Source organism: Variovorax sp. ZS18.2.2 (assembly GCF_024701975.1).
Classification (GTDB): domain Bacteria; phylum Pseudomonadota; class Gammaproteobacteria; order Burkholderiales; family Burkholderiaceae_C; genus Variovorax.
Window position 1 is genome coordinate 1,508,845 of the sequence record NZ_JANLNM010000001.1, and the last position, 26,059, is coordinate 1,534,903.

Consider the following 26,059-nt stretch of genomic DNA (forward strand, 5'->3'; position numbering starts at 1 on the left):
TTCTTCATGACCACGGTTTTCGTCAGCCATCCGCAAAGCAAGCTCGCCCACTATTTCGGTGACCGGGCCACCGAGGCCTTGAGGGCCATCGCAGAGGTGCGCTTCAACCCGACGGACAGCGACCTCTCGTCCGCCGAACTCGCCGAATTGGCGCAGGGCTGCGACGCGATCGTTTCGTACCGTCAGACGGTGGGCGACGAGGTGCTGTTCGCGGCGCTGCCCGACCTGAAGGCCTTCGTGCGCTGCGCCATCGACATCCGCAACATCGACGTGGCCTCGGCCAACCGGCACGGCGTGATGGTGACGCAGGCGAGTGCGGGGTTCATCGCGTCGGTGTCGGAGTGGATCGTGGGCGTGATGATCGACCTGGGGCGGCACATCAGCGCATCGACGGCGCTGTACCACGCGGGCCAGCCGGTCGTGCCGGCGATGGGGCGCGAACTGCGCGGCAGCACGCTGGGCGTGATCGGCTACGGGCAGATCAGCCGCTACCTCTGCGATGTGGCGCTGGCGCTGGGCATGCGCGTCGTTGTGCACGACCCGCATGCGTCGGTCGAGCGCGCCGGGCTCGAACAGGTCGCGCTCGATGCGCTGCTGGCGCAGTCCGACTTCGTGGTCTGCCTCGCACCGGCCACCGAGGCCACCGAGAACCTGATGAACGCCGCCGCCTTCGCCGGGATGCGGCCGCAAGCTTTCTTCATCAATGCCTCGCGCGGCAACCTCGTGGACGAAGACGCGCTCCTCGCCGCGCTGGACGCCGGCACCATCGCCGGCTGCGCGCTCGACGTGGGCCGGGCACCCGACCAGATGCCATCGCCGCGCGTGGCCGCGCATCCGCGCGTGATCGCCACGCCGCACATCGGCGGGCTCACGCCGCCGGCTGTCGAACATCAGGCGATGGAGACGGTGGCCCAAGTGGGCGAGCTGTTCCAGGGGCGGGTGCCGAAGGGCGCCGTCAACGCGGCCGAGGCCTGGCGCTGGCGGAAAGCCTTCGGCTGATCGTTCCGTTCATCACACAACCACTCGAAGAGACGCCCCATGGAACCCACCCGCAACACGCGCTACCCCGGCGCTTGCGACTGCCACGTCCACATCTATGAAGACCGATTCCCGCTGATCCCGAACGTGGCCTGGGTGCCACCGCATTCGCCGGTGTCGGCCTACCGCGCCGAGGTGCAGGAGCCGCTGGGCATCGACCGCGCGATCGTCGTGCAGCCGACCGGCTATGGCTTCGACAACAGCTGCACGCTCGATGCGCTGGCGCAGTTCGGGAATTCGGCGCGCGGCATCGCATTGGTCGCACCTGAGGTGAGCGACGCCGAGATCGCGCGCCTGCACGCGGGCGGCATGCGCGGCGTGCGCTACATGATGATCGGCGGCGTGCTGAGCTGGGCCTCGCTCGAGCCCATGGCCGCTCGGCTCGCGAACGTCGAGTGGATGGTCAACCTGCAGCTGGACGGCCGCACGATCCCCGAGCATGAAGAAGTGCTCAAGCGCCTGCCGTGCCGGCTGGTGCTCGACCACAACGGCAAGTTCCTGGAGCCGGTGGCGCCGGAGCATCCGTCGTTCCAGTCGCTCTTGCGCGTGCTCGACTCGGGGCGTGTGTGGATCAAGCTCTCCGCGCCTTACGAAACCTCGAAGCTGGGCCCGCCCGGGTACGACGACGTGAGCCTGCTCGCGCGCACGCTGGCCGAGAAGTTTCCCGAGCGGTGCCTGTGGGCCAGCAACTGGCCGCACCCGGGGCGCGATCCGCGGCCCAGCGCCGTGCCGCTGTACGACCTGCTGTTTTCGTGGGCCACGAGCGATGACACGCGGCGCCGCATCCTGGTGGACAACCCGGGCGCGCTGTACGGGTTCTAGGTCAAGAAGTCCTTTCGTGAGCTCGCGATTCCAGACGTAGGCGCTGGAGGAGGGGTAGCCGGCGCGCGCCCCGTCCGGCAAGCCGAATGCCTACCCTTTGGGCCGGTGTGCTGTCCTGCGAACAGCGCTGCCGAGGCCGCCGGCGTGCGTTCCTGCCTGGACCTCCACGGCGAGGCGTGATAATCGGCGCTTCCCGTTTTCTGAATCTCATCAGGTAAGCCACGCCATGTCGAAGCCAACCTGCCCCTGGACTTCGACCCGCCGTTTCTGGCTGTGGTGTGCCTGTGTTCGAACGCTATTACCGCGAGCTGCTGAGCTTTCTTTCCCGAAAGGTGTCCGACCGCGCCACCGCGGCCGACCTGGCGCAGGAAAGCTACGCACGCGTGTACGAGGCGCAGCGCACCGGCAGCGTGGTGCGCGATCCGCGTGCGCTGCTCTACCGCACGGCCCGCAACCTCGTCACCGACCACCATCGCCGCACCGGCGTGCGTGCGGACTTCGACGGGGCCGGTTCTTCGGACGAGGGCGCGGTTGAGCTCGACGATTGCATCGGCCCTTCGACCTTCGAACCGGACACCATCCTGTCTTCCGGCCAGGGGCTGGCGGCCATGGTCGCCACCATCGACAGGCTGCCGCCGCGCTGCCGCGAAGCCTTTGTGCTCTACAAGTTCGATGGGCTGTCGTATGCCGAGGTCGCCGAGCGCATGGGCATTTCCGTGCGGACGGTCGAGATGCAGTTGCGCATCGCGATGCAGGCCTGCTGGACATGTCTGGACGAGGTGAACGGAGGGCCGTGATGAAAAGCAGCAAACCACGAACACAAGAGGAGCGAGCGCGCGAGCGACGCGGTGCACTCGCGATGCCCACTACAGGGTTTTGCACCGCTCGCGCGTCTACTTCTCCAGGAGAGCTCCCCGAGCCATGACCCCATCGCTGCCACCGTCCGAAGAAGCATCGCGCCTGCGCCAGGAGGTGATCGACTGGTTCGTCCATCGCCGACGCCCGGATTGGAATGCGCGCGACGAGCGCATTTTCCAGAACTGGATCGACGCGGACCCGAGGCACGCCGATGCCTACCGCCAGTGGGAGTCGCGTTGGCAGGCCTTCGACGCGATTGCGCCGGAGACGGTCGCAGCCTGGCGCGAGGGCTTCGCGGGGAACCGGGTTGCCACTGCTTCGGCCCCCACGCGGCGCGGCTTCCTGAAGCCCGCGTTCGCGCTGGCCGCGGCGGGCGTGGTTGCCGGTGGCAGCTACCTGGGATGGAGCCATCTGCAGGCCCAGCCCGTGTTCGTGCAGGCCTTCGCCACCCAGCGTGGGCAGCAACTCGAGGTGCCGCTGCCCGATGGCACCGTGCTGCGGCTGGACACCACCACGCGGCTGGAGGTGCGCTACTTTCGCCAGCGCCGGGAGGTCCGGCTGATCGATGGGCAGGCCGTCTTCTTGGTGCAGTCGGACGCGCAGCGTCCGTTCGATGTGCTGGCGGGGCCGTTGCAGGTTCGTGTGGTCGGCACCCGGTTCGCGGTGCGGTACACGCCGGCCGTCGTGGGTGCCGAGGGCGCGCGCGTGTCGGTGGAGCAGGGCAGGGTGCGGGTCACGCGAAGGGATGTGGCACCGGGCGGCGGTTGGGTCGAACCTGTGTCGGATGCAGTGCCGCAGGGCGCTGTCTTTCTCACCGCCGGCCAGCAGGTGCAAAGCGATGTGCAGGGCGTGCTGGCCGCGGTGTCGGCCGTTCCGGGTGACGGCATCGCGCCCTGGCGCGAGCATCGGCTGAGCTTTCTCGACATACCACTGGCGCGCGCGCTGGCCGAACTGGAGCGTTATGGCAGCACCGGCCTCGTGGTGCGCGACCCGGCTGTGGCCGCGCTGCGCCTGAGCGGCACCTTCGACCCGCGGGACGCGCGCATGCTGCGGCGGATGCTGCCGAGCGCCTTGCCCGTGCGGCTCAAGGGCGATGGGCCGGTCGTCGAGATCGTCGCCGCGCCTTGACCGGCGGCCCCGGAAACCTTCTAGTAAAAAATATTTCGCCGGGAATACGGTATTTCCGGCAGTTCGTGCGTCAGCCAGATAGGAACCATTTGTATTCACTACCTGGAAGATGTTGATGAACCGCTTGATGAAGATGACGCCGGCACCGCTGGCGCTGGCCGTTGCACTCGCCCTGGCGAGTGCGCCGCTGCGCGCGCAGACCCAAGGGGGCCAAGGCGCACCGCAGCAGATCAGCATTGCAGCCCAGCCGCTGGCCGAGGCCCTGAACGACTGGGCGCGGCAGACCCGCATCCAGCTGGTCGTGCAGCAAAGCCTCGTGGCCGGCAAGACGGCGCCTGCGATCTCCGGCAGCCTGACGCCGCGCGCGGCGCTCGACCGCCTGCTCGCCGGCAGCGGGCTGGCCGCCACCATGGAAGGCAATGCGGCCGTGGTCAAGACCGCGCCCGCCGCATCGGGTAGCTCGACGCTCCCGGCGGTTACGGTGGTGGCCGACGGCGAAGAAAGCGCCACGGGCCGCGTGCAGGGCTACGTGGCCAGGCGCAGCGCCACCGGCACCAAGACCGACACGCCGATCATCGAGACGCCGCAGTCGATCTCGGTGATCACCGCCGACCGCATCGAGGCCATCGGCGCCACCAACCTCAAGGACGCGCTGGGCTACACGCCGGGCGTGTCGACCACCACCTACGGCGCCGACTCGCGCTATGACTGGATCTCGCTGCGCGGCTTCGACGCCTATTCGCCGGGCTTCTACCTCGACGGCCTGCCGCTGCGCAACAACAGCACCTGGGGCGTATGGCGCACCGAGAACTACGGTGCCGAGCGCATCGAGCTGCTGCGCGGCCCATCGTCGGTGCTCTACGGCATGAGCGGCCCCGGCGGCGTGGTGAACGTGGTCAGCAAGCGCCCGACGGCGGAGCCCGTGCGCGAACTGCAGCTGCAGGTGGGCGACCACAACCGCAAGCAGGTCGCAGGCGATTTCTCGGGCGCGCTGGATGCCGACGGCAAGGTGCTCTATCGCATCACCGGGCTGCTGCGCGATGCGCAACTGCCGGCCGCTAAGGAGGCCGACGACCGCACCTACATCGCACCGTCGCTCACCTGGAAGCCGTCGAGCGACACCACGCTCACGCTGCTGTCCCAGTTCACCCGCACGCGCGGCGGCGTCTACACGCGCGCGCGGCCGCAGGTCGGCTCGCTCGATGCGACCGCGATCGGCACCTACATTCCTTCGAAACTGTTCGCCGGCGAGCCCGGTTTCGACCGTTTCAATCAGGACCAGGAGATGGTCGGCTACCAGTTCGAGCACCGCATCAACGACACCTGGACGGTGCGGCAGAACGCGCGCTACGCGCACCAGAAGCTCGACTACACGGGCACGCAGCTCCGGGGCTTCACCGCGCTGAACCCCGATGTGCCGAACGACCCGGTCAACTTCCAGCAGATGGCGCGCAGCGTGTTCGGCAGCCGCGAGAACATCGGCGCCGTGGCGCTGGACAACCAGGTGCAGGCCGACTTCCGCCTGGGCGAGACGCAGCACAAGGTGCTGGTGGGGCTGGACTACCAGCGCACGCGCATCGATCAGATCACCTTCAGCGGGGGCAGCGCCGCGCCGCTGAACATCTACGCGCCGGTGTACGGCGGACCGATCGAGCAGCCCGCGCCGTATTTCGACGGCATCACCCGGCTGACGCAGACCGGCGTCTACCTGCAGGACCAGATCAAGTGGGGCGACCGCTGGACGCTGACCTTGGGCGGGCGCTACGACACCGCCGACAGCACCGTCTTCAGCCGTCTGGACGGCTCGACCCAGCGCATCCGCGATCACAAGTTCACCAGCCGGGCCGGCCTGGTCTACCTGCATCCGAGCGGCTGGGCGCCGTACCTGAGCTACTCGGAGTCGTTCGCGCCGACTGCCACCATCGACCCGGTGTCGGGCGATCCGTTCAAGCCGGAAAGCGGCAAGCAGTTCGAGGCCGGCGTGCGCTACCAGCCCACGGGCAGCAAGGCGATGTACAGCGCGGCCATCTTCGACCTGCGGCGCAAGAACTACATCAGCTACGACAGCGAGTTCATGCCCAAGCAGACGGGCGAGATCTCGGTGCGGGGCCTGGAGTTCGAGGCCACGGCCGAGATCGCCTCGCGCATGAACCTCACAGCCTCCTACAGCTACACGCCGCGGGCCATCGTCACGGTCAGCAGCAACCCGAGCGAGATCGGCAAGCAGGCCACGGCCGTGCCGCGCCACCGGCTGTCGGTGTGGGCGGACTACCGCTTCGCCAGCGGCGTGAAGGTCGGGCTGGGCGCGCGCTACACCGGCTCGAACTACGGCGACGGCGAGGCCGCGTGGCCGAGCAAGGTGCCCGCATCCACGGTGCTCGACGCCATGCTCGGCTACGACATCGACCGCTGGAGCCTGGCGCTGAACCTGCGCAACCTCACCAACAAGACCTACATCGCCAACTGCGGCTACAGCAACTGCTACTACGGCTATCCGCGCACGGCGACGGCCACGGCGACCTACCGCTGGTAGGACTGCATGCCGCGCGGCGGCCGGCCATCTCCTGATCATCTGCTGATGGCAGCCGCGCGGCTTGACAACGGCCCGCTCCCGCTTTGATACTGAACTCTCAGGTTCATCGTTCAAGCAAAGGAGACTCATGCAAAAGATCGTTCCCTGCCTCTGGTTTGACGGCAACGGCGAAGAGGTGCTCGATTTCTACACCGGCGTCTTCCCGAACTCCCGCGTGACCGACCGGCTGAACTGGCCCGCCAACGGCCCGGGCCCCAAGGACGGCAGCCTGCTGACCGCGACCTTCGAGCTCGACGGCCAGGAGTTCATGGTGCTCAACGGCGGCCCCGACTACAAGTTCACCCCGGCGCTTTCGCTGTTCGTGCCCTGCGAGACGCAGGCCGAGGTCGACCACTACTGGGACAAGCTGCTCGAAGGCGGCGGCAAGCCCGTGCAATGCGGCTGGCTCACCGACCGCTACGGCGTCTCGTGGCAGATCGCACCCATGGTCATGATCCGCATGTTCCAGGACAAGGACCCCGAGAAGGCCGGCCGCGCGATGCGGGCCATGATGGAGATGGTCAAGCTCGACATCGCCACCGTGCAGAAGGCCTACGAGGGCCGCTGACCCTCGCTGACGCGCGGCATCAGACCAGCTTGTGGATGGCCTTCTTGCGCCACACCAGCTGGTAGTACGCGGTCTGCAGCAGCAACATCGCTCCGAAGGTCACGGGGTAGGCGATCCAGATGCCATCGAGCCCGATGCGGTGGCTCATGACCCAGGCCACCGGCACCTCGACGCCCAGGATGCAGACGATGGAGATCAGCGTCGGCACCAGCACCGAGCCGCTCGCGCGCATGACGCCCGATGTGGCAGCGGCCATGCCGAAGATCACCAGGCTCCACAGCATGATGTGCAGCAGCGTCTGCGCGATCTCGATCACCGGTGGGCTCGTGATGAAAAAGCCCATGAGCGGCCGCGAGAACAGGTAGCCCAGCAGCACGAGGCCGCCGGTCAGCACGAGGTTCATCAAGAGCGCCGTCTTCGTGATCGCGCCGAGCCGGTCGGCCCGGCCCGCGCCGATGGCCTGCGCACCGAGGATCGACGCGGCAATGGCGATCGAGATGGCCGGGAACTGCACATACGCCACCACCTGGTTCACCGCGCCATAGGCGGCCGTGGCGTTGGAGCCGTAGCTGTTGACCATCGACAGCAGCACCACTTCGGCCAGCGCCACCACGATCATCTGCACGCCCGTGGGCACGCCGATGCGCAGCACGGCCTTGAGCAGTTGCGGCTGGATACGCAAGTAGCGGAAGAACTCGGCATCGGGCGCGAGCGGGCTCTTTTTCTGGCGCAGCCTGAAGCCCAACCAGGTGGTCGCCACCACGAAGGACAGCACCGAAGCCCACGCGCCGCTCGCCACGCCCATCTGCGGCAGGCCGCCCCAGCCGCGGATGAGCGCGGGCGTGACCACCAGGCCGATCAAGGTGGAGATCACCAGCGTGAGCAGCGGCGTGACGGTGTCGCCCACGCCGCGCAGCATCGCGGTCGCGAGCAGGAACACGAACACGCCCGGCATCGCGATCAGCATGATGCGGGCGTAGCGCGTCGAGTCGGCCAGCACGTCGTGCGGCGTGCCCAGCGCGGCCAGCATCGGCGTGGTGAAGGCGCCGCCGAACACCGCGATCACCAGACCCATCAGCACGCCGACGGTGAGCGTGGTGCCGGCCACGGCCTTGGCCTTGGCCGCATCGCGCGCGCCCCAGGCCTGGCCGATCAGCACCGAGGCGCCGGCGCCCAGGCCGATGATGAAGGCGATGAAGAAGAACATCACCGGAAAGAAACTCGACACCGCCGCCAGCGCGCCCACGCCGAGCATCTGCCCCACATAGACGTTGTTGAGCGTGCCCGAGAGCGACTGCAGGATGTTGCTGAGCAACATCGGCGCGAGGAAGAAGAGAAACACCTTCCACAGCGGCCGCGCCGCGCCGACCGGCGCCACGGGCACGCCCTTGAGGCCGCTCGGGCCGGTTGCGGGGGGCATTGGATTCGCGGGTGTCGTTGATGAAGTCGTCGAAGTCGCTGGGGTGGCGCTCATGCAGGGGTGCTCCAGCCGGCGGCTGACAGTTTTTGGAGATGGGTGCGCAGGTCCGCGGGCCAGGCGTCGATGAGGCCTTCGAAGCGGTTGCGCTCGCCGGCGAACAGCGCGCGCGTGGCTTCCTCGAAGCCGGGCTGGGCGCCGGCGATCGCGGTCATGAAGCGGTAGGTGGCTTCGCGCGAGGCGCGCACGGCGTCGCGGTCGGCGTTGACGCGGCTTGCTTCCTGCACCAGGCGCCGCAGTGCGACCGAGGCACCACCGGGCTGGCGGTTGAGCCAGTCCCAATGGCGCGGCAGCAGCGTGACTTCGCGCGCGACCACGCCCAGCTTCGGACGGCCGACGCCGCGCGGCGTGTCGTCATGGGCTTCGGCGCTGGCTGCGTGCGGCACGACACCGGCCTGGTTGTGCACGTCGAAGTCGAGCGACTCGCCGGTCTGCGCGTCGAAGATGAGATAGGGCGTGTCGTCCTTGCGTTCGCGCAGTTGCGCGAGCACTTCGGCAGTGTTTCCCTCTGCGATGCGCTTGAAGCCGGCAAAAACGATCAGGTGGGTGGGTTGCGTATCGGGTGGCATGTCGAATGGGTTGCTCTTTCTTCCGGTCCGTTCGAACGAGGTGCGTAATCTACCTGCTGAACGGTTCAGGCGTTCGGTGTGTCTTCAGGGCAAAGCGCAAGGAGCGCGGCATGGATCTGCGGCAGGCTTTCGGGGTCCAGCGATTTCACCGCATCGGCGCAGATCGCTTCGACGGTCGTGACCGCAGCTTGCATCAGTTTTCGACCGCCGGGGCGGATGGCTGCAAGGCGGCGGTTGTCTTCGTCGGCGCCGGCCGTGCGTTCGGCCAGTCCTGTTTTTTCGAGCAGGACCATTTTGCGAAGCAGCGCCGACATCGGCAACCCCAGGGCGCATGAAAGCTCGGGCATCGCCATGCGGCCGCCCTCGGCGCGCAGCAGCAGATGGAGCAGCGTGAAGTCTTCGTAGTCCAGCCCGTGGAATGCGCCCAGGTGTTCCCGGAGCTTGAGGTTCAGGCTGGCATGGGCGCGGCTGACGGTGAGGCAGAAATCCAGTGCGTCGATGCTGCTCATGGCGTGTTGTAGCCCTTGTCGCCAACGCACTGGAGTTCTTCGCGCCAGAGTTCGAGCAGCTTCTCGAGCTCGGCGGCGCGGTCGAAGGCCGGGTCGTCGCGTTCCTTGACGCGGTCGATCACCTCGAAGCTGAAGTGCTCGGCACCGTGGGCGATCCAGTCGCGCAACAGCGCCTTGTTGCGGTGCGAGCGCAGGCCGAGCTCGAAGCGGGCCCGGTTCATCGCGCCTTCGACGTCGAGGCTGCCGGCCACGTAGACGCGGCCGTTCAGCGTGTTGCGGATGACGAAGACGCCCGCGGGGAGCACCGTTTCCTTGTATTTCCTGACGAGGGCGCGCCGCGTCTCTTGAGGCATGTTCATGTCGCAGATATTACCCGGGTGAAATTGAAAACGCAATATAACCCGGGTAAAACTGCCGAATCAGCTTTCCCGCAAACGCCGCCATCCCCGGTGGATGCCGCGGTTGAACACCCGCACCACGCGCCACGGGCGGCTCTGGCGAACGAGGTTCAGCACCTGGTCCTTCCAGGCTTTCCAGCGCGGATACCAACGGGCGAACCAGGGAATGCGCATCAGCGGGCCTTCGACCAGCTGGAAGATCCGCGCCACGACGGCCGTGCCCGCCAGCTTGGCCAGCACCAGCACGGTGACGCCGGTGGCGGCATGACCGTGGCTGAAGAGAAAGAGCGCCAGCACCTTGACCGGCAGGAGCAGCAGCACCGGCACGAAGAACGCCAGCAGCGCGCCCCAGGGCGGCAGGCGGCGCAGGCGCTCCTCGAGACGGGCCCAGAAGGGCAGGCGCGACAGCCGCCCCACCAGTGCCGCCAGCGGCTCCCATCCCCACTCCTCGAAGAGCAGGAAGGGAACGAGGAGGACGGTGGCGATCGCGCGAAGCGCGGAGCGCACGACGCGCGGAAGGCGCACGCGGAATGTCATGCGCGAAGGGTACGGCATCGCGCGGCCGGGGCAGTCCGGCCGCGGTGCCGCTCGAGCGCCGTTACTTGCGCGCCGGCCGGAAGAACAGGTACTCGCCGCGACCCAGCTCCGGCGTGACCTCGTAGCCGGAGCACAGCTCGTTGGCGCACTGGATCACGACCACGCGCGGCCAGATGGTCGCCGACGTCGGATAGCCGGGCAGGTACTGCGGCACGTGCCACACGCCCAGGTCGCCGACCGGCTCGGCGTTGTCGGTGCCGCTGGCGTTCTGCAGGCCGCTGCCAAAGGTCACCCGTTCGATGCGCAGGTTGGGAAACACGGGGCCCGCGGAGGCCGAAGCCACGCAACAAGCCGCGATCCAGAGGAATACGGTCCTGGTCATCATGGGCTCCGGGCTGTCATTGCGGAACGGCCGCCGCTTGCGGCGCCGACGCGATCTCGCCGATGGGCTCGACGGCCACAACCCCGGCAGGCTCGACCGGCATGGTCTCCGCGGCCTGGTGCGGCTCTTCCTGCGCAGGTGCCGCTTCGGCGATGGGGGCCTGCGGCAATGGCAGCGGGGTCGGCGTGGACGTCGACGTGGATGTCGACGTGGGAGGGGGCACCGAAGCCACCTGCGGCGCGACGACCACCGCCTGCGGCGGCTGCATCGGCTGCACCGACACGGCAATGGGCTGCAGGGGCGGCATGGGCGGCGTCATCGCGGCGACCGGTTGCCCGATCACCTGCGCGGCGGCGTTCGCCGGCGATGCATACGGCCCGAATGCGCTCACGCGCTCCGCGGCGGTCATGGACTGCGGGCACTTGGTGCCGGTCATCTCCAGCGCGGCCATGGCCGCCGAATCCATGCAATCCATCGCGAGCGACGCCGCCTTCATGCCCTTGTTCCAGAGCTCGCGGCTCATCTTCAGGCGCTTGCAGTGCTCGTCCGTCCAGGTGGTGCCGAAACTGATGCCGACGCCCGGGCCGTTCGCGCTCGCGCTCGTGCTGCCCATGCAGGTGTCGTTGCTGGTGGTCAGGTTGGGCCCGTTGACCGACGGCACGTTCTTGACCGTGTAACTGCCCCGGTAGTCCACGGTGTTCGTGGTGGCACCGGTGTTGTTGACGTTCTGGTTGCTGTTCAGCGTCGCGCGGGTTTCGGCCGGGGCGCTGCTGTTGAAGTTCACGGCCTGCGTGTTGCCTTGGGCCGACGTGGTGGCCGAACTCGTTGACTGGTTGTTGGCACCGCCCGCGGTGGTCTGCGCGAAGGCGCCCGCGGACAAGCCCATCAAGGTCAGGACAATCAGTTTTTTCATGTTCTCGCTCCTTTGAAAGCCGGGGGAGGGGGCATGCCCCTCCCCATTTCTGGTCCAACAACCGTTGCATGCTCCGTTCAGGGAGCCGATGCGATTGCGCCAGCGCCCGCCGTGCCGCCGGTGCCGCCACCGTTGCTGACGCCGCCGGCATTGCCGATCGCGAAGTTCGTCACGCCGAAGGAGCCGCCGGCCGAGCCCGCCGTCGCCGAGGTGGTCGTGCCGTTGACGAAGCCGTTGATGGCGCCCGAAGAGGCGTTGTAGCCCGACGTCGTGCCCGAAGTGCGCGTCACCACAGCCAGACCGCCGCCAGGACCGGCTGCGGTGGCCGCCGTGTTGTTGGTGGTGGAGGTTGCTGCGCCGCCTGCCGCGCCGCTCACTGCGTTCGGGCCGCCTGCAGCGTAGTTGGCGCTGGAGCTCGCACCTGCGTTGGCCGAGGCGTTGGCACCGCCGAGTGCGACACCGTTGCCGGTCGTGGCGGCCACGCTGGTCACGCGGCCCTGGGTCGTTGCCGAGCCGCTGGCTGTTGCACCACCGACACGCAGGCCCGGAACGCTGACTGCGCCGCCCGCTGCGGCGGCGTTGGCCGACGAACTGGAGGTGGCTGCGTTGTAGCTCAGTGCACTGCCGGTGCCGGAGCTCGCTGCCACCGACCCGGCCGCGCTGGAAGAGCCCGTGTTCGTGCTGGTAACGGCAAGGGCGGTGGTGCTGGTTGCCGAGGCCACGCCTGCAAGCAGGACCACAGCTGCCGAAATGAGAGTCTTCTTCATGATGATGCTTCCTCGATAGTGTTGAAACGAACCCGATTGCCGGCGAATCCGGCCATCAGCCAACGGTCAGCGAGCCCGGATTGGATGTTTCCGTTGCGACCGGGATGCAGTTTCAGCGTCGGGGAGGAATCGAAAAATGCCCTGTGGTGGGTAGTGCGAGGCTATGGCGAAAGCAATGGAAGCGCGCAGTTCGGGCGCCTCGCCGAAGGCCCTGTTTCCGCATGGTGGTGCTTGCTATCTCTACTCCTTTAGTACACATTCATCCCCTACTGCAACAAGACGAAACCAAAGTAATCAAAAAAGCTCTTGGACAAAATTTGAGTAGAAATGAATTAACTTTTGCTCACGAACAAGCGGTAGTTTTTGTCACGAGGGGATAGAAATGGAAAATGAGCTTGACATTTCGTTGACGGAGGTCAATGCGAGTGCTAGGAATTTCTCGAATCCTGGCCAGTTCGGCGGGCTCCTCGCGCCCTCTGCCGACACGCTCCCCTGGCCCGACTACCTGACGGGCCAGCAGACCAAGCCGGTGCGCGTCGTGCTGGTCGATGACGACCCCTTCGTGAGACGCGTCATTGCGCAGGAACTGCTGGGCGACCTGCGCATCCAGCTCGAAGGCCAGGCCGGGAGCCTGCGCGAAGGGCGGCGCCTTCTCATGCAGCATGAATTCGACGTGCTCATGGTCGACATCCGCCTGGGCGACGGCAGCGGCTTCGAGCTGATCGAGGAGGCCAAGAAGCACCGCAGCGCCGCGGAAATCATCGTCATCTCCGCCATCGAGGACGAACCCCAGGTGCTGCACGCCTTCGAGCTCGGCGCCTCCGGTTTCCTGGTGAAGAACGCGTGGTTCCAGAGCTATGCCCAGGCCGTGCTGCAGGTGGTCAATGGGGGCGCCGCCATCACGCCCCGGCTCGCGCGCCGCCTGCTCGTGCACCTGGATCACCAGCGCAGCAACCAGAGCCCGGTGCGCCCACCCGAGACCAAGGCCGCGCTGTCCGCACGGGAGCGCGAAGTGTTGCGACTTGTAGCCACGGGATATGTGACCGAAGAGATCGCGCTGCAGCTCACCATCAGCGCGCAGACGGTCAATGCCCATGTGAAGAACATCTACCGCAAGCTGCATGCGCACACCCGCGCGCAGGCGGTGAGCTTCGCCTCGCACCGGGGGCTGCTCTGACACGGTTGCAATGAACAACGGTACGCAACGGGTCGATACGGTCATGTGGTCCTCGGTGCCCCAGCTGCCGCACTACCTCGAAGACCAGTTCGTGTGGCTCTCGATCGCCGCGTGGTCCGCGCTGCTGGCCTGGCTCTGGCCCCGTGCCTCGCGCCGCAGGATGCTGCTGTGGGCCGCGCTGGCCGGCGCGCTGCACCTCACGCCGGTGACGGGGCAGGTGCTGCGGGCCACCTCGTCGATGGCGGTGGAGGTCGGCGACATCCCGCTGGCCTTCTGGGCGCTGCAGGGCGTCAACGTGGCGGTGTTCGGGATGATCATCGGCATCTGGTATCTCTCCCGCCGCCGCGTCGTGCGCTTTCGGCAGGTGCAGGCGGTGCTGGCCGAGCGGCGCCGCATCGCCAGCGACCTGCATGACGGCGTCGGCTCCCGGCTGATGGCGCTGCTGGCCAGCCAGGACCCGCGCGCGGCCGAGCCCAGCGAACTGTCGATGGCCCTGCAGGCCTGCCTGCTGGAACTGCAGATGACCGTGGATTCCCTGGACGACGAGGCCTCGGCCACCATCGTCGAGCGGCTGGCCCACCTGCGCTACCGGCTGCAGCCGGCCTTCGACCGGCTGGGCATCGGCCTCGCATGGCACGTGCATGACGTGCCGCTCGCCCGCGCGATGTCCGCCGAGTCCGCGATGCAGATCTGCCGGATCGCGCAGGAAGCCTTGTCGAATGCGCTGCGCCACTCCCACGCCAGCAGCGTCGAGGTGCACTTCGGCCCGCTGGGGCGCTCGCGCGGGCTCGTGCTCGAAGTGCAGGACAACGGCCGCGGCCTCGACGCATCGGCCCCCATGCAGCTCGAGCAATTCGGCAAGGGACTTCGCAGCATGCGTGCGCGGGCCGACGCGCTGGGCGGCGAACTGGCCGTCATGGACGCCGCGCCGCACGGGCTGCGTGTGCGCCTCGTGCTGTCGGACGCCGAAGCCGCGCCGGCCAGCGCCGGACCGGAAACCGCGAGCAGCCTGTAACAGGCGCGCGGCCGCTGCCGCCGGAGCCCGTCCTCGCCTATGGCAAACTTCCGCGCTTTGCCAGGGATGCGCTCAAGACATGCAGAAAATCATTCGCCAGCTCGCCACTGAAATCAAGGTCGGCGAGCACCAGGTGAAGGCCGCCGTCGAACTGCTCGACGAAGGCGCCACGGTTCCATTCATCGCCCGTTACCGCAAGGAAGTGACCGGCGGCCTCGACGACATCCAGCTGCGCGAACTCGAAGCCCGTCTTTCCTACCTGCGCGAACTCGAGGACCGCCGCGTGGCGGTGCTCAAGGCCATCGACGAGCAGGGCAAGCTCACCCCCCAGCTGCGCGCCGCGATCGAATTCGCGCCCACCAAGCAGGAGCTGGAAGACCTCTATCTGCCGTTCAAGCAGAAGCGCCGCACCAAAGGTCAGATCGCCCGTGAATTCGGCATCGAGCCGCTCGCCGACAAGCTGCTGGCCGACCCCACGCTCGATCCGGCCGTCGAAGCCAAGGCCTTCCTGCAGCCCGCCACCACGCTGGACGACGGCAAGCCGGGCCCCGATTTCTCCACCGTGCCCCTCGTGCTCGACGGCGTGCGCGACATCCTTTCCGAGCGCTGGGCCGAAGACGCTGTGCTGGTGCAGCGCCTGCGCGAATGGCTCTGGGCCGAGGGCCTGCTCAAGTCCAGCCTCATGGCCGGCAAGGACGAGAACAACGCCGACATCGCCAAGTTCCGCGACTACTTCGAGTACGACGAGCCCATCGGCCGCGTGCCGTCGCACCGCGCGCTGGCCGTGTTTCGCGGCCGCGCGCTCGACATCCTCGATGCCAAGCTGGTGCTGCCGGTGGAGCCCGAACCGGGCAAGCCCAGCATCGCCGAAGGCAAGATCGCGCTGCACCTGGGCTGGAGCCACGCGGGCCGCCCGGCCGACGACCTGCTGCGCAAGTGCGTGGCCTGGACCTGGCGCGTGAAGCTGGCGCTCTCCACCGAGCGCGACCTGTTTACCCGCCTGCGCGAAGACGCCGAAAAGGTCGCGATCAAGGTGTTTGCCGACAACCTGCGCGACCTGCTGCTGGCCGCACCCGCCGGCCCGCGCGTCGTGATGGGCCTGGACCCCGGCATCCGCACCGGTGTGAAGGTAGCCGTGGTCGACTCCACCGGCAAGCTGGTCGAGACCGCCACCGTGTTCCCGCACGAGCCGCGCAAGGACTGGGAAGGCTCGCTGCACACGCTCGGCAAGCTCTGCGCCAAGCACGGCGTGAACCTCATCGCCATCGGCAACGGCACCGCCAGCCGCGAGACCGACAAGCTCGCCGCCGACCTCATCAAGCTGCTGGCCAAGATGGCCGCGCAGGCCGGCGCACCCGAGATGACGGTCGAGAAGGTCGTGGTGAGCGAAGCCGGCGCCTCCGTGTATTCCGCCAGCGAATTCGCCTCGCAGGAAATGCCCGACGTGGATGTGAGCCTGCGCGGCGCCGCCTCCATCGCACGGCGCCTGCAGGACCCGCTGGCTGAGCTGGTGAAGATCGACCCCAAGAGCATCGGCGTGGGCCAGTACCAGCACGACGTGAACCAGAGCGAGCTCGCCCGCACCCTGCAGGCGGTGGTCGAAGACTGCGTGAACTCGGTGGGCGTGGATCTCAATACCGCGAGCGTGCCGTTGCTCAGCCGCGTGTCCGGCCTCTCGGGCAGCGTGGCCAAGGCCGTGGTGCGCTGGCGCGAATCGAACGGCGCGTTCGCAACCCGCAAGCAATTGCTCGACGTGACCGGCTTCGGCCCTAAGGCCTTCGAGCAGAGCGCCGGGTTCCTGCGCATCCGCGGCGGCGCCGACCCGCTGGACATCACCGGCGTGCACCCGGAAACCTATCCGCTGGTCGAGCAGATCATCGTGAAGACCGGCAAGCCCATCGCCGAGCTGATGGGCCGCGCCGAGATGCTCAAGACCCTGAAGCCCGAGCTCTTCGCCAACGAGAAGTTCGGCGTCATCACGGTCAAGGACATCCTGGGCGAACTCGAGAAGCCCGGCCGCGACCCGCGCCCCGACTTCAAGGTGGCGCGCTTCAACGACGGCGTGGACGACATCAAGGACCTGGTCGAGGGCATGATCCTCGAGGGCACGGTGAGCAACGTCGCGCAGTTCGGCGCCTTTGTCGACCTCGGTGTTCACCAGGACGGTCTGGTGCACGTGAGCCAGCTGAGCCACAAGTTCGTCAACGATGCGCGCGAGGTCGTGAAGACCGGCGACATCGTCAAGGTCAAGGTGATGGAAGTGGACGTGGCGCGCAAGCGCATCGGCCTGTCGATGAAGCTCGATGCAGCGCCCGCGCGCCGCGATGGCCCGCGCGATAACCGCTTCGAAGGGGCAGGGCGAGGCAACCAGCAGCAGCCGCGCCGCGACAACGCGCCGCAGCCTGCGGGGCAGATGGCCAGTGCGTTTGCGAAGCTGCAGGGGTTGCGCAAGTAACCGTGCCGCACGGTTCTTGCTGACCTACCCGGCATGAAAGCCCTGCGCATCTACGCCGGCCCCGCGGCTCGCAAGCACATCGAGCAGAACGGCCTGCGCCCGCAGGACGTTCGCACGATTCCCGGCGCGGCAGGCGGGCCCAAGGGCCTGATCCTCGGGCCGCTCGATCGCTTCATCTTCGGCCGCTGGCTCACGCAGTCGAGCCAGCCGGTGCATCTGGTCGGCGCTTCGATTGGGGCGTGGCGCCTGTCGACTGCCTGCCTGGCCGATTCCGAGGCCGCGTTCACGCGCTTCGAGCACGACTACGTGCACCAGCAGTTCGAAGTGCCGCCGGGCCAGAAGCGGCTGAGCCCGCGCCAGCTCAGCGAGCGCTTTGCCGAAAGCCTGGTCGACTTCTACGGCGGGCGCATCGGCGAGGTGCTGAACCATCCGCGCTACCGCCTGCATGTCGTGACTTCGCGCGGCCGCCACATCCTCGGGCGCGAGGGCAGGGCGCGCACGCCGTTCGGCTACCTGGGCGCCTTTGCCTCCAACAGCGTCTACCGCAAGAGCCTGGGCGCATGGCTGGAGCGCTGCGTGTTCTCCACGCCGGGCGCGGCGCTGCCTTTCGGCACGCAGGACTTCCGCACCCGCCAGCACGCGCTGAGCGAAGCCAACTTCAACATGGTGCTGCAGGCCTCGTGCTCGATTCCGTTCCTGCTCGCCGCGGTGCACGACATTCCGGGCGCGCCGCGCGGTGCCTACTGGGACGGCGGCATCACCGACTACCACCTGCACCTGGACTACCGAACTGACCATGACGGGGCCGACGAAGGCCTGGTGCTGTATCCACACTTCCAGCGCGCGGTGGTGCCGGGCTGGCTCGACAAGGGCCTGCACTGGCGCCACAAGTCCACCGGATTTCTGGACCGCATGGTGGTGCTCGCGCCCGATCCCGAATGGGTGAAGTCGCTGCCCAACGGCAAGCTGCCGGACCGCAAGGACTTCATTCATTTCCAGAACGATGCGCAGGCGCGCATCGCGGCCTGGGGCAAGGCCACGCGCGAGGCACAGCGGCTGTCGGATGAGTTCGAGGGCTGGTTGGCGAACGGGCGCGCGCCCGACGTTCTTCCGCTCTGAAGAGGCACGGGCGCTTGCCCGCCGGGGCAAACCCTGACGGGCGTGGCTGGTGGCGCTTCGAGAATGGACCGATCCATCAGAAGCAATAAAGAAAGAGACAAGCCCCCATGCCGCATTTCCCGCTGACACGCCGCCGATTCACCCTCGCCGCCGCCGCATCCAGCCTCGCCGTTCCCGCCTTCGCGCAGACCGCGTGGCCCAGCAAGCCGATCCGCATCGTCGTGCCCTACACGCCCGGCGGCTTCACCGACCAGATGGCGCGGCTCGTGCAGATCGGCCTGCAGACGCGCCTCGGCCAACCCGTGCTCATCGACAACAAGCCCGGCGCCAACAGCCTCATCGGCGTCGATGCCATCGCCAAGGCGCCGGCCGACGGCAGCACCTTCGGCGTCGTCATCGCGGCGTACGCGGCCAACACCACGCTGTACCCCAAGCTGCCCTACGACCCGCAGAAGGACCTGACCGGCGTCTCGCTGATGGGCGTCTCGCCGCTGCTGGCGGCGGTGAACATCAACGCGCCGTTCAAGACCGCGCGCGAGCTCATCGACTACGCGCGCGCCAACCCGGGCAAGGTGAGCTTCGGCTCCTCGGGCAACGGCTCGGCCGCGCACCTGACGACCGAGCTGTGGAAGTCGCTCACGCAGACCTACATGATCCACATCCCGTACCGCGGCGCGGTGCCCGCGCTGACCGACCTGATGGGCGGGCAGATCCAGTTGTTCTTCGATGCGCCCACCGGGCTCATCAACCAGGGCAAGGCCGGCAAGGTGCGGCTGATCGGCGTGGCGGGCGACAAGCGCCTGCCCGCCGCGCCCGATGTGCCCACCTTCATCGAGCAGGGCTTCGCGGGTTTCACCGGCAGCACCTGGGCCGGCATGCTGGCGCCGGCGGGCACGCCGCGCGATGTGGTCAAGCGCATGTCGGAGGAGGTGGCGCGGATCATCAAGAGCGACGAGACGCGCGCCAAGCTCGATGCGATGGGCACGATTCCGGCGGGCAGCACGCCGGAGGAGTTCGATGCGTTCATCACGGCGGAGACGGCCAAGTGGGGCAAGGTCATCCGCACGGCGGGGGTGAAGGCGGAATAACGCACACGCCGGCGTGTTTGCTTGCGCGTGCATGCACTGAAGGTCATTCGATTGGCGCCGCAGGGATAGTGCGGCCCGTTGCCGGGCGATTGAGAATTTCACGGCCTCTGAGAAGGTACGGCGCAATCCAAAAAAAGTGGATGGTGTCCGTGAATGTTCAATTCAATCCAACGGGAGTCAAATCTTGACCAAGACAGAAAATCGAGAATCTTCGAGACAACGGTGCGCACCACGGCTGCACAAGTCATTTTTCCTGGCAATTGCCTGCGGCGGGATTTTTTCGTCGGCCCATGCGGCCAGCGATATCTCAAGCACCCTCATCCGGACATGTTCAAACCAACTGAATGGCACGGCATATGGCGATACTGAGTTGAAGGAATTTCGCAATTCGAAATTTCCCTCGCCAAAAACCGGAGGATTCAACATCACATCGGTAAAGCAGGTCTGGCTTGCATCTCCTTCCTATTGTTTGATCGAAGGAAAAATCCAGCCTACTTCGCCCGATGGAATAGACCCCGCAGTCAAGGCGCCCGACTACAGGGTTCCCGATATCAATTACCAGGTTTATATTCCGTCGAAATGGAATGGAAAATTCATCCAGCTGGGTGGCGGTGCATTCAGCTGGGATGCCGGCGTCGTGCAAAACGGCCTGTTGACCGACCTGCAGTTCTCGCCATCCAGCGGGGGATTGGCATTGTCGGATTACGCGGTCATTCACAGCGACGCTGGTGCCGGCGAATCGTCGCAGGCATTCGATCCGCAGTTCGTGCGCCCCGGCAAACAACTCAGCGATGTTCCCAAGCAGGAGGCCGTGAAGAATTTCGGGCAGGACTCCATCAAGAAATCGCTCGATGTCGGGTTATATCTGGTGAAAAAATTGACCGGAAAGGCGCCCACCGATACCTATTTCGTAGGTATTTCCACCGGTGGCAGGCAGGCATTGAAAGCCATCGCGAACTGGCCGGACGCTTATGACGGTGTTGTCGCGGGCGCGCCTCCCGTTGACGAAACCAACCTGCTCAGAACGCTGGAGGTGCCGGCTGTGGTCAACGATTTGGTGACCAATTTGAGCGGCGGCGCTGCCGTACTGACCAGCTTTTTTGGCAAAGATGTGTCGGAGAAAACTTTGAACAATGGGCTGGCTGCAACGTCGCAGCATCTGACGAATGTCGCCATTGAGTCTGGCGCCGACTACGATGGCTATAACAAGTTATTGGACGAGCTGGCGCCGGTCTGGGATGTCAAGCCGGGCGATCTTGCCAATTTCTTCAATGCAGCCGCTGATCAGAAAAAGGCGGGCAAAAAAGGCAAGAAAATCATCATTTACCAAGGGACATCCGATTTCCTGGTCCCTTGCACCCAGGCTGGCGGATTTGTCAGAAAATTGGCCGAAAAGGCGACGGCGGACGAAGTAAATAATTCCGTGCGCGCCTATTTCATCAAGGACTACAGCCACGGTTTCTACAACACCAATTCATTGCCCAAAAAGCCGCTATTGATTCACCTGCAATTGAATTGGAATGCGGTTTCCGACCTCGACAAATGGGTACACGACGACAGCGCCGAGGCCGGCGCGCCGTCGCTCGCCAGAAATGCCTCGGGCGCCATCCCCGGAGATCAGGCATTGAGCGCCTGGAAGTGCCTGCCGGCATCCCAGTGATCCCGAACAGCGCCGGCCCCGGTTGGCCGGCGCTGCTTCGCTTCTCCGTTTGGCGTTTTACTTGCTGTCGGCCCCGGTGCTCGTCTTTGCCGCCGCCTTCATTCGCATGACCTGCTGCGGCGTGCGTTGCGACTGAAAGCGCAGCACATCGTCGAGCCGGACATAGCCGCTGCCGGACTGGTCGATCTCGCTGAAATGATCGCTCACGAAGCCCCAGCCCGCCGCCTGGGCCTGCTGCCGGGAGAGCATGCCGTTGACATCGCCCCCCGCGGCGGCGGCGAAGCGCTCGCTGGTCTGGGTTTCGACGTGCTGCACGACGGAGTTTTCAGTCGGCTTGGGCGGATGGACCCAGCCCTTGGGCGGCGGTGGCGGCCTGGGCATGTCGTCGTAGGCGTGCGCGGTGCTCATGCCCATCAGCGGGACGATGGTGGCGATGGCGCTGGCGGTGAACCAGAAAGATGTGTTTTTCATGGTGTGCCTCGCTTATTGGAGTTGAGCGGCAGAAGCACCGGCATCGGCGCTGGCGCTGTCCAGCGCGTCCTGGACCGGCAGGGCGTAGTAGTCGTTGAGCGTCTGCTTGAGCGGTGCCCGCGAAGCTTCGGTGTTGTAGATCATGTGGCCGCCTTCGAACCATTTGACCGGGATCCGGTTGCCCAGGTTCACGCTTTCCAGGTCGAGTTCGGTCTGGAAGCCCGGCGTTGCCACGTCTTCATAGCCGTGCAGGATCAGCATCTTGCTGTCCGGGTTGGCGGTCAGCACCGCCTGGATGTCGGTGATGCTCTGCGGGTAGAAGTCGCTGCTGCCGGCGCGCTGCCATTTCCAGTACTGGATCGTCTGGTTGTTCAGCGGCTGGTAGGCCGTCTTGTTCTTGTAGTTCACGAAGTCGGGAAAGTAGGTCTTCATCTGGTTCAGGAATGCGACGTTGATGTAGTCGTCCGCCGCAAAGCTGTTGTCGTTGGGAACCTTCATCCGCGCGTCGTAGCGGCCGAGCGTGTTGCCCGAGACCAGCGCCGTCCGGAAGCTGCCGGGGCCGTAGTTGAAGCTGCCCTTCCAGGTCGTCGCGGAGATGCCGGTGTAGGCCGCCAACTGGTTGAGCACCGTCTGGCCCGCCGTGCTGGCGGCGTAGGTGTTCCATTGGCTCTGGCTCTTGGGCACGCTGAAATCGTTCGGGCCGAAGTACGTGGTCAGCGTGTTCTTGAACGTCGTCCTCGCGAGGGTTCGCAGTTCCGCCAGGTACTGGTCCTGCGTCTTGGTGCCGCGCTTGGTGGATTTGCCGAAGTAGTCCGCCGTCATCGCGTACGAGGGGAGGTAGCCCTCGCAGGAAGACTGCTCGTCCATCATGTCGCAGTTGGTGTTGTAGTCCACCAGCGGCGAATTGAGGATGAACCCGGCCAGCACCTTCGCGGGCTTGCCCGAAGGGTCGGGCACGTAGCCGCTGGTGCCGGCCTGCTCGAGCAGGTTGGCCACGATGGGCGTGCGGATGCCGCCATACGACTCGCCATACAGGTACTTGGGCGAGCTCTGGCGGTTGAACTTGTTGGTGTAGGCGACGATGAAGTCGGCCACCACCTGGGCATCGATGTCGGTGCCCCACAGGTCCGCGTTCCGCAGCGGCGAGATGGCTGTCGAAAGCCCCGTGCCGGGCGGGTCGACAAAAACGATGTCCGACTTGTCGAGCAGCGAGATCGCGTTGTCCTCGAACGGGAAGCTCGTGGGTTGCACCGTGGGGTTGGGCATGTTGGGCGCGTCCGACTTCAGCCGCTTCGGGCCCCATGAGCCCATGTGCAGCCAGATCGACGCGGAGCCGGGGCCGCCGTTCCACAGGAAGGTCACGGGGCGGTTTTCCTTGGGCAGGTCGTCGCGCGTGTACGAGGTGTAGAAGATCGCCGCTTCGGCCTTCTTGGTGGTGCCGACGCCCTTGTAGGCCACCAGGTGACCGGCGCGCGCCACGTAGTTCAGGGCCTGTCCGTCGATCGTGATCGTGTGCTGCTTGAGCGAGGTGTCTTCGTTGATCGACGCCAGCGCGATCGAACCGGTCCGCGTCGTGTTGTAGGTGTTGGGATCGTCAAGCACCTTGTCCACCACGGCCGCGTTGGCGTTCAACGCAGGTGCGTCGGCGGCCGGCCCGGACGGGGGCGCGCTGGAAACCGGCGCGAATGACGAGGGGCTGTTGCCCCCACCGCCGCATGCCGCGAGGGCGGCGGCGGCAAAAGCCGTGAGGACGGCTCGACTCAAACTTCTGCGATGCATGAATGCGATCTCCGAGAGGTCAAAAAAAGAACGGCAAGCTGGTGGCCGCCGTTCGCCTTCGAGCCAGGTCGCGCGATGCCATCCGACTGCGAATGGCCGCATGACCCGGGTCGTTTCGGGGCTCGTTGTGCAAGCACCGAAATTCGATGATCTTTCAATCTTTTTTCTACGCAGCGGGGGCTGAATCAAATCTCGGATTCTTTGAATTGAGAAAACTGGAAATGAGTGTTTTTGAATCAGTCTTCAAAGCAAATACTGTTTAAGTACTAAAAATAAAGTCTCTGCAAAAGAATCTCAAGCTCATCAATGCGGTGGTGTGGGGGATATGTATTCAATCCGCACACGCCCTGAATAAATTAATTCTTTTGATCTCAGGCCTGCAATTTATTTGTTAATTAATTGGCTGGAGGAATCTATTTTTGACAGCCTGACCGCAAGCTGACTTGAATTGATTTCAAAGAAATGCAGACGCCGCCAGCAGCTGCGCGGCATCGACCAACAGGGAGTGGGGGAGTGGGGAAGTGAAGGCCTGATCCAGACCGAAAAGTCGGTCCGCGGACGCCGTTGCAGCGCCCGCTGGTTTCGTTCAGATGCGCGGTTGCCCGATGCGCGCGGGCCCGGCGCCTACATCGACGCTTCGAGCATCGCCTTGTAGTCGTCGCGCGTAGCGAGCCGCGGATTGGTCTTGTGGCAGTGGTCGGCCATCGCGCCGTCGATGATCTTCTCGAACAGCGCGGGCGTGACGCCCACTTCGGCCAGGCCCTTGGGCAGGCCCAGGCGCGCGTTCATGTCGCGGATCGCATCGCCCAGGTCGCTCGCCGAATCGAGGTGCATGGCCTGCGCCATGCGCTGCAGGCGCTGCTCTTTCTGCACCGACTCGGCGCCCGCGTTGAAGTGGATCACCGCGGGCAGGAAGAGGGCATTGAGCGTGCCGTGGTGCAGGCGCGGATCGACGCCGCCCAGGCTGTGGCTGAGCGAATGCACGCAGCCCAGGCCCTTCTGGAAGGCCATGGCGCCCTGCATCGACGCGCTCATGAGATTCAGGCGCGCCTCGCGGTCGCTGCCGTCTTTTGTCGCGCGCTCGATGTGCAGCCAGGCGCGCTCCAGGCCATCGAGGCCGATGCCGTCGGCCGGCGGGTTGAACGCGGCCGACATGAAGGTTTCCATGCAGTGCGCAATGGCGTCCATGCCGGTGGCGGCGGTGAGCCTGGGCGGCAGGCCGAGCGTGAGCTCGGGGTCGCAGATCGCGGCCTTGGGCATCAGGAACCAGCTGTGAAAGCCGAGCTTGCGGTGGTCGTCCACGATGACGATCGCGCCGCGCGCCACTTCGCTTCCGGTGCCGCTGGTGGTGGGCACCGCGATCAGCGGCACCGCGCGGTCGGTGATCTTCGGCGAGCCGCCTTCGATGGTCGCGTAGGTCTTGAGCGGGCCTTCGTGCGTGGCGGCAATCGCCACGCCCTTGGCGCAGTCGATGGCGGAGCCGCCGCCCACGGCGATGAGGCCGTCGCAGCGGCCGCTGCGGTAGAGCTCGACGGCCGCGCGCACGGCGGCCTCGGTGGGGTTGGAGGGGGTCTGGTCGAACACCGAGACCTCCAGGTCGGCGATGGCGTCGAGCGCCTTCTGCAGCACGCCGGCCGCACGCACGCCGGCGTCGGTCACGATCAGCGGGCGGTGGATGCCGATGCGCGCGCATTCGCTGGACAAGAGCTTGATCGCGCCGAATTCGAACTGGATCTGGGTGAGGTACTGGATGAGTGCCATGGGATCGTGGGGACGTGAGGACGTGGGTGGGTGCCTGGATGCGCGGGAAAGCGTCGGGGAAGTACGATTGCCGGCCATCCGAATCTAACAACAGGGGACAGCCTTGCACATGAACAAAACCCTTGCCGCTGTCGCGCTCGGCACACTGGTGGCCGCAGCGTCCGCGGGGGCGCACGCCGCATGCCTCGGCGATGCGCAGGTGGCCGATTTCTTCGCCGCCCGCGAGGCCCGCACGCCCGCCGCGGACATCGAGAACCTCGATGAAGCCGATGCCGCCTGCACCCGCGCCAAGCTCAACGCGCTGCTGGCGCGCAAGCACGGTGCGGTCATCGGCTACAAGGCCGGCCTCACGAACCCCGCGGTGCAGAAGCGCTTCAACTACGACAAGCCGGTGTGGGGCGTGCTCTACCAGGGCATGCTGCTCGACAGCGGCGCGGTGGTCGAGGCGGCCTTCGGCGCGCGGCCGCTCTTCGAGGCCGACATGCTGGTGCGCGTGAAAAGTGCCGACATCAACAGCGCGAAGACCCCTGCCGAGGTGCTGGCGAACATCGACCAGGTCATTCCCTTCATCGAACTGCCCGACCTCGCGGTGCAGACGCCAGCCAAACTCAACGGGCCGGTCCTCGCGGGCATCAACGTGGCGGCGCGGCTTGGCGTGAAAGGCCTGCCGGTCGATGTGCCCGCCACGGCCGGCGGACAGGCGTGGATGCTGGAAAGCCTGCGCGACATGACGGTGGTGATGAAGGACGGGCTGGGCGCGGAGCTGGCGCGCGGCAAGGGCGCCGACATCCTGGAGCATCCGCTCAACGCGGTCGTGTGGCTGGCCGGCGCGCTCGCAAAAGAGGGCCTGGCCCTGAAGCCCGGCGACCTTGTCAGCCTGGGTTCGTTCTCTGCGCTGCTGCCGCCCAAGGCGGGGCAGACCGTGTTGGTGACCTACGAAGGCCTCGCGCGCACGCAGCCGGTGGTCGTGACGTTCAAGTAAGCAAACAAACAAGC

General features: G+C 66.3%; 24 protein-coding genes. 13 read left to right on the forward strand and 11 right to left on the reverse strand.

What is annotated here, in order from left to right; translation table 11 throughout:
* The first annotated feature begins 6 nt into the window (after positions 1 to 6).
* The 6 genes from NU688_RS07105 (at position 7) to NU688_RS07130 (ending at position 6,986) form a co-directional block, all read left to right on the forward strand.
* Positions 7 to 999 (forward strand): NAD(P)-dependent oxidoreductase, encoded by a 993-nt coding sequence (locus NU688_RS07105; RefSeq protein WP_257859827.1) that lies wholly within the window; start codon positions 7 to 9, stop codon positions 997 to 999.
* 39 nt (positions 1,000 to 1,038) lie between these two features.
* Entirely contained in the window at positions 1,039 to 1,860 is an 822-nt protein-coding gene (locus tag NU688_RS07110; protein WP_257859828.1) for an amidohydrolase, read from the forward strand.
* A 284-nt stretch (positions 1,861 to 2,144) separates the two neighbouring features.
* Positions 2,145 to 2,657, forward strand: coding sequence for a sigma-70 family RNA polymerase sigma factor (locus tag NU688_RS07115; protein WP_257859829.1), 513 nt, complete (start codon positions 2,145 to 2,147; stop codon positions 2,655 to 2,657).
* A 124-nt stretch (positions 2,658 to 2,781) separates the two neighbouring features.
* Complete coding sequence (locus NU688_RS07120; RefSeq protein WP_257859830.1) at positions 2,782 to 3,846, forward strand: FecR domain-containing protein; 1,065 nt, start codon at positions 2,782 to 2,784, stop codon at positions 3,844 to 3,846.
* A gap of 115 nt (positions 3,847 to 3,961) precedes the next feature.
* Positions 3,962 to 6,379, forward strand: a complete 2,418-nt coding sequence (locus NU688_RS07125) for a TonB-dependent siderophore receptor (RefSeq protein ID WP_257859831.1) — start codon at positions 3,962 to 3,964, stop codon at positions 6,377 to 6,379.
* Between the two features lie 127 nt (positions 6,380 to 6,506).
* On the forward strand, positions 6,507 to 6,986 hold the full coding sequence (locus tag NU688_RS07130; RefSeq protein ID WP_257859832.1) for a VOC family protein: 480 nt from the start codon (positions 6,507 to 6,509) through the stop codon (positions 6,984 to 6,986).
* Between the two features lie 19 nt (positions 6,987 to 7,005).
* Here the strand turns inward: NU688_RS07130 and NU688_RS07135 are convergent, their stop codons facing one another.
* The 8 genes from NU688_RS07135 to NU688_RS07170 all read right to left on the reverse strand — a co-directional run bounded on the left by NU688_RS07135 (position 7,006) and on the right by NU688_RS07170 (position 12,538).
* Positions 7,006 to 8,406 (reverse strand): MATE family efflux transporter, encoded by a 1,401-nt coding sequence (locus NU688_RS07135; protein WP_257859833.1) that lies wholly within the window; start codon positions 8,404 to 8,406, stop codon positions 7,006 to 7,008.
* 50 nt (positions 8,407 to 8,456) lie between these two features.
* On the reverse strand, positions 8,457 to 9,032 hold the full coding sequence (locus NU688_RS07140; RefSeq protein WP_257859834.1) for a DUF2239 family protein: 576 nt from the start codon (positions 9,030 to 9,032) through the stop codon (positions 8,457 to 8,459).
* 65 nt (positions 9,033 to 9,097) lie between these two features.
* Positions 9,098 to 9,541 carry an AsnC family transcriptional regulator gene (locus tag NU688_RS07145; RefSeq protein WP_257859835.1) on the reverse strand — a complete coding sequence of 148 codons (444 nt, stop codon included), beginning with the start codon at positions 9,539 to 9,541 and terminating at the stop codon, positions 9,098 to 9,100.
* Positions 9,538 to 9,900, reverse strand: coding sequence for a GIY-YIG nuclease family protein (locus NU688_RS07150; RefSeq protein ID WP_257859836.1), 363 nt, complete (start codon positions 9,898 to 9,900; stop codon positions 9,538 to 9,540). The genes NU688_RS07145 and NU688_RS07150 overlap by 4 nt, the downstream gene beginning before the upstream one ends.
* A 60-nt stretch (positions 9,901 to 9,960) precedes the next feature.
* Positions 9,961 to 10,476: a hypothetical protein gene (locus NU688_RS07155; RefSeq protein ID WP_257859837.1), complete on the reverse strand. Its 516-nt coding sequence runs from the start codon at positions 10,474 to 10,476 to the stop codon at positions 9,961 to 9,963.
* Positions 10,477 to 10,537: 61 nt separating this feature from the next.
* A complete protein-coding gene (locus NU688_RS07160) occupies positions 10,538 to 10,858 on the reverse strand; it encodes a hypothetical protein (protein WP_257859838.1) in 321 nt (106 codons plus the stop codon).
* Between the two features lie 16 nt (positions 10,859 to 10,874).
* Positions 10,875 to 11,771 carry a hypothetical protein gene (locus NU688_RS07165; protein WP_257859839.1) on the reverse strand — a complete coding sequence of 299 codons (897 nt, stop codon included), beginning with the start codon at positions 11,769 to 11,771 and terminating at the stop codon, positions 10,875 to 10,877.
* Between the two features lie 77 nt (positions 11,772 to 11,848).
* A complete protein-coding gene (locus NU688_RS07170) occupies positions 11,849 to 12,538 on the reverse strand; it encodes a hypothetical protein (RefSeq protein ID WP_257859840.1) in 690 nt (229 codons plus the stop codon).
* A gap of 382 nt (positions 12,539 to 12,920) precedes the next feature.
* On the opposite strand from NU688_RS07170, the gene NU688_RS07175 reads away from it, so the two are divergent.
* From NU688_RS07175 to NU688_RS07200, 6 genes are all read left to right on the forward strand, one after another.
* Positions 12,921 to 13,715, forward strand: coding sequence for a response regulator transcription factor (locus NU688_RS07175; RefSeq protein ID WP_206179243.1), 795 nt, complete (start codon positions 12,921 to 12,923; stop codon positions 13,713 to 13,715).
* Between the two features lie 10 nt (positions 13,716 to 13,725).
* Positions 13,726 to 14,730: a sensor histidine kinase gene (locus tag NU688_RS07180; RefSeq protein ID WP_257859841.1), complete on the forward strand. Its 1,005-nt coding sequence runs from the start codon at positions 13,726 to 13,728 to the stop codon at positions 14,728 to 14,730.
* A 79-nt stretch (positions 14,731 to 14,809) separates the two neighbouring features.
* The gene (locus tag NU688_RS07185; protein WP_257859842.1) at positions 14,810 to 17,185 is read left to right on the forward strand and encodes a Tex family protein; all 2,376 of its coding nucleotides are present in this window, start codon (positions 14,810 to 14,812) and stop codon (positions 17,183 to 17,185) included.
* Positions 17,186 to 17,218: 33 nt separating this feature from the next.
* The gene (locus tag NU688_RS07190; RefSeq protein ID WP_257859843.1) at positions 17,219 to 18,304 is read left to right on the forward strand and encodes a phospholipase; all 1,086 of its coding nucleotides are present in this window, start codon (positions 17,219 to 17,221) and stop codon (positions 18,302 to 18,304) included.
* 107 nt (positions 18,305 to 18,411) lie between these two features.
* Positions 18,412 to 19,392 carry a tripartite tricarboxylate transporter substrate binding protein gene (locus NU688_RS07195; protein ID WP_257859844.1) on the forward strand — a complete coding sequence of 327 codons (981 nt, stop codon included), beginning with the start codon at positions 18,412 to 18,414 and terminating at the stop codon, positions 19,390 to 19,392.
* Between the two features lie 184 nt (positions 19,393 to 19,576).
* Positions 19,577 to 21,052 (forward strand): tannase/feruloyl esterase family alpha/beta hydrolase, encoded by a 1,476-nt coding sequence (locus NU688_RS07200; protein ID WP_257859845.1) that lies wholly within the window; start codon positions 19,577 to 19,579, stop codon positions 21,050 to 21,052.
* 57 nt (positions 21,053 to 21,109) lie between these two features.
* Here the strand turns inward: NU688_RS07200 and NU688_RS07205 are convergent, their stop codons facing one another.
* The 3 genes from NU688_RS07205 to NU688_RS07215 all read right to left on the reverse strand — a co-directional run bounded on the left by NU688_RS07205 (position 21,110) and on the right by NU688_RS07215 (position 25,063).
* Positions 21,110 to 21,523: a hypothetical protein gene (locus tag NU688_RS07205; RefSeq protein ID WP_257859846.1), complete on the reverse strand. Its 414-nt coding sequence runs from the start codon at positions 21,521 to 21,523 to the stop codon at positions 21,110 to 21,112.
* Between the two features lie 12 nt (positions 21,524 to 21,535).
* Positions 21,536 to 23,302, reverse strand: a complete 1,767-nt coding sequence (locus NU688_RS07210; RefSeq protein ID WP_374684622.1) for a peptidase — start codon at positions 23,300 to 23,302, stop codon at positions 21,536 to 21,538.
* Positions 23,303 to 23,926: 624 nt separating this feature from the next.
* Positions 23,927 to 25,063, reverse strand: coding sequence for an iron-containing alcohol dehydrogenase (locus tag NU688_RS07215; protein ID WP_257859847.1), 1,137 nt, complete (start codon positions 25,061 to 25,063; stop codon positions 23,927 to 23,929).
* Positions 25,064 to 25,172: 109 nt separating this feature from the next.
* Here NU688_RS07215 and NU688_RS07220 point away from each other — a divergent pair, with 109 nt between their 5' ends.
* Positions 25,173 to 26,045, forward strand: coding sequence for a 2-keto-4-pentenoate hydratase (locus NU688_RS07220; protein ID WP_257859848.1), 873 nt, complete (start codon positions 25,173 to 25,175; stop codon positions 26,043 to 26,045).
* Positions 26,046 to 26,059 lie beyond the last annotated feature (14 nt).

Bases quoted from the DNA above. Each gene is read 5' to 3' on its own strand.
- NU688_RS07130 (WP_257859832.1), top strand. From the start codon at position 6,507: ATGCAAAAGATCGTTCCCTGCCTCTGGTTTGACGGCAACGGCGAAGAG.
- NU688_RS07145 (WP_257859835.1), bottom strand. From the start codon at position 9,541: ATGAGCAGCATCGACGCACTGGATTTCTGCCTCACCGTCAGCCGCGCC.
- NU688_RS07165 (WP_257859839.1), bottom strand. From the start codon at position 11,771: ATGAAAAAACTGATTGTCCTGACCTTGATGGGCTTGTCCGCGGGCGCC.
- NU688_RS07205 (WP_257859846.1), bottom strand. From the start codon at position 21,523: ATGAAAAACACATCTTTCTGGTTCACCGCCAGCGCCATCGCCACCATC.
- NU688_RS07120 (WP_257859830.1), top strand. From the start codon at position 2,782: ATGACCCCATCGCTGCCACCGTCCGAAGAAGCATCGCGCCTGCGCCAG.
- NU688_RS07215 (WP_257859847.1), bottom strand. From the start codon at position 25,063: ATGGCACTCATCCAGTACCTCACCCAGATCCAGTTCGAATTCGGCGCG.
- NU688_RS07125 (WP_257859831.1), top strand. From the start codon at position 3,962: ATGAACCGCTTGATGAAGATGACGCCGGCACCGCTGGCGCTGGCCGTT.
- NU688_RS07195 (WP_257859844.1), top strand. From the start codon at position 18,412: ATGCCGCATTTCCCGCTGACACGCCGCCGATTCACCCTCGCCGCCGCC.
- NU688_RS07140 (WP_257859834.1), bottom strand. From the start codon at position 9,032: ATGCCACCCGATACGCAACCCACCCACCTGATCGTTTTTGCCGGCTTC.
- NU688_RS07180 (WP_257859841.1), top strand. From the start codon at position 13,726: ATGAACAACGGTACGCAACGGGTCGATACGGTCATGTGGTCCTCGGTG.
- NU688_RS07175 (WP_206179243.1), top strand. From the start codon at position 12,921: ATGGAAAATGAGCTTGACATTTCGTTGACGGAGGTCAATGCGAGTGCT.
- NU688_RS07210 (WP_374684622.1), bottom strand. From the start codon at position 23,302: ATGCATCGCAGAAGTTTGAGTCGAGCCGTCCTCACGGCTTTTGCCGCC.
- NU688_RS07220 (WP_257859848.1), top strand. From the start codon at position 25,173: ATGAACAAAACCCTTGCCGCTGTCGCGCTCGGCACACTGGTGGCCGCA.
- NU688_RS07135 (WP_257859833.1), bottom strand. From the start codon at position 8,406: ATGCCCCCCGCAACCGGCCCGAGCGGCCTCAAGGGCGTGCCCGTGGCG.
- NU688_RS07155 (WP_257859837.1), bottom strand. From the start codon at position 10,476: ATGACATTCCGCGTGCGCCTTCCGCGCGTCGTGCGCTCCGCGCTTCGC.
- NU688_RS07105 (WP_257859827.1), top strand. From the start codon at position 7: ATGACCACGGTTTTCGTCAGCCATCCGCAAAGCAAGCTCGCCCACTAT.
- NU688_RS07160 (WP_257859838.1), bottom strand. From the start codon at position 10,858: ATGACCAGGACCGTATTCCTCTGGATCGCGGCTTGTTGCGTGGCTTCG.
- NU688_RS07185 (WP_257859842.1), top strand. From the start codon at position 14,810: ATGCAGAAAATCATTCGCCAGCTCGCCACTGAAATCAAGGTCGGCGAG.
- NU688_RS07170 (WP_257859840.1), bottom strand. From the start codon at position 12,538: ATGAAGAAGACTCTCATTTCGGCAGCTGTGGTCCTGCTTGCAGGCGTG.
- NU688_RS07110 (WP_257859828.1), top strand. From the start codon at position 1,039: ATGGAACCCACCCGCAACACGCGCTACCCCGGCGCTTGCGACTGCCAC.
- NU688_RS07150 (WP_257859836.1), bottom strand. From the start codon at position 9,900: ATGAACATGCCTCAAGAGACGCGGCGCGCCCTCGTCAGGAAATACAAG.
- NU688_RS07190 (WP_257859843.1), top strand. From the start codon at position 17,219: ATGAAAGCCCTGCGCATCTACGCCGGCCCCGCGGCTCGCAAGCACATC.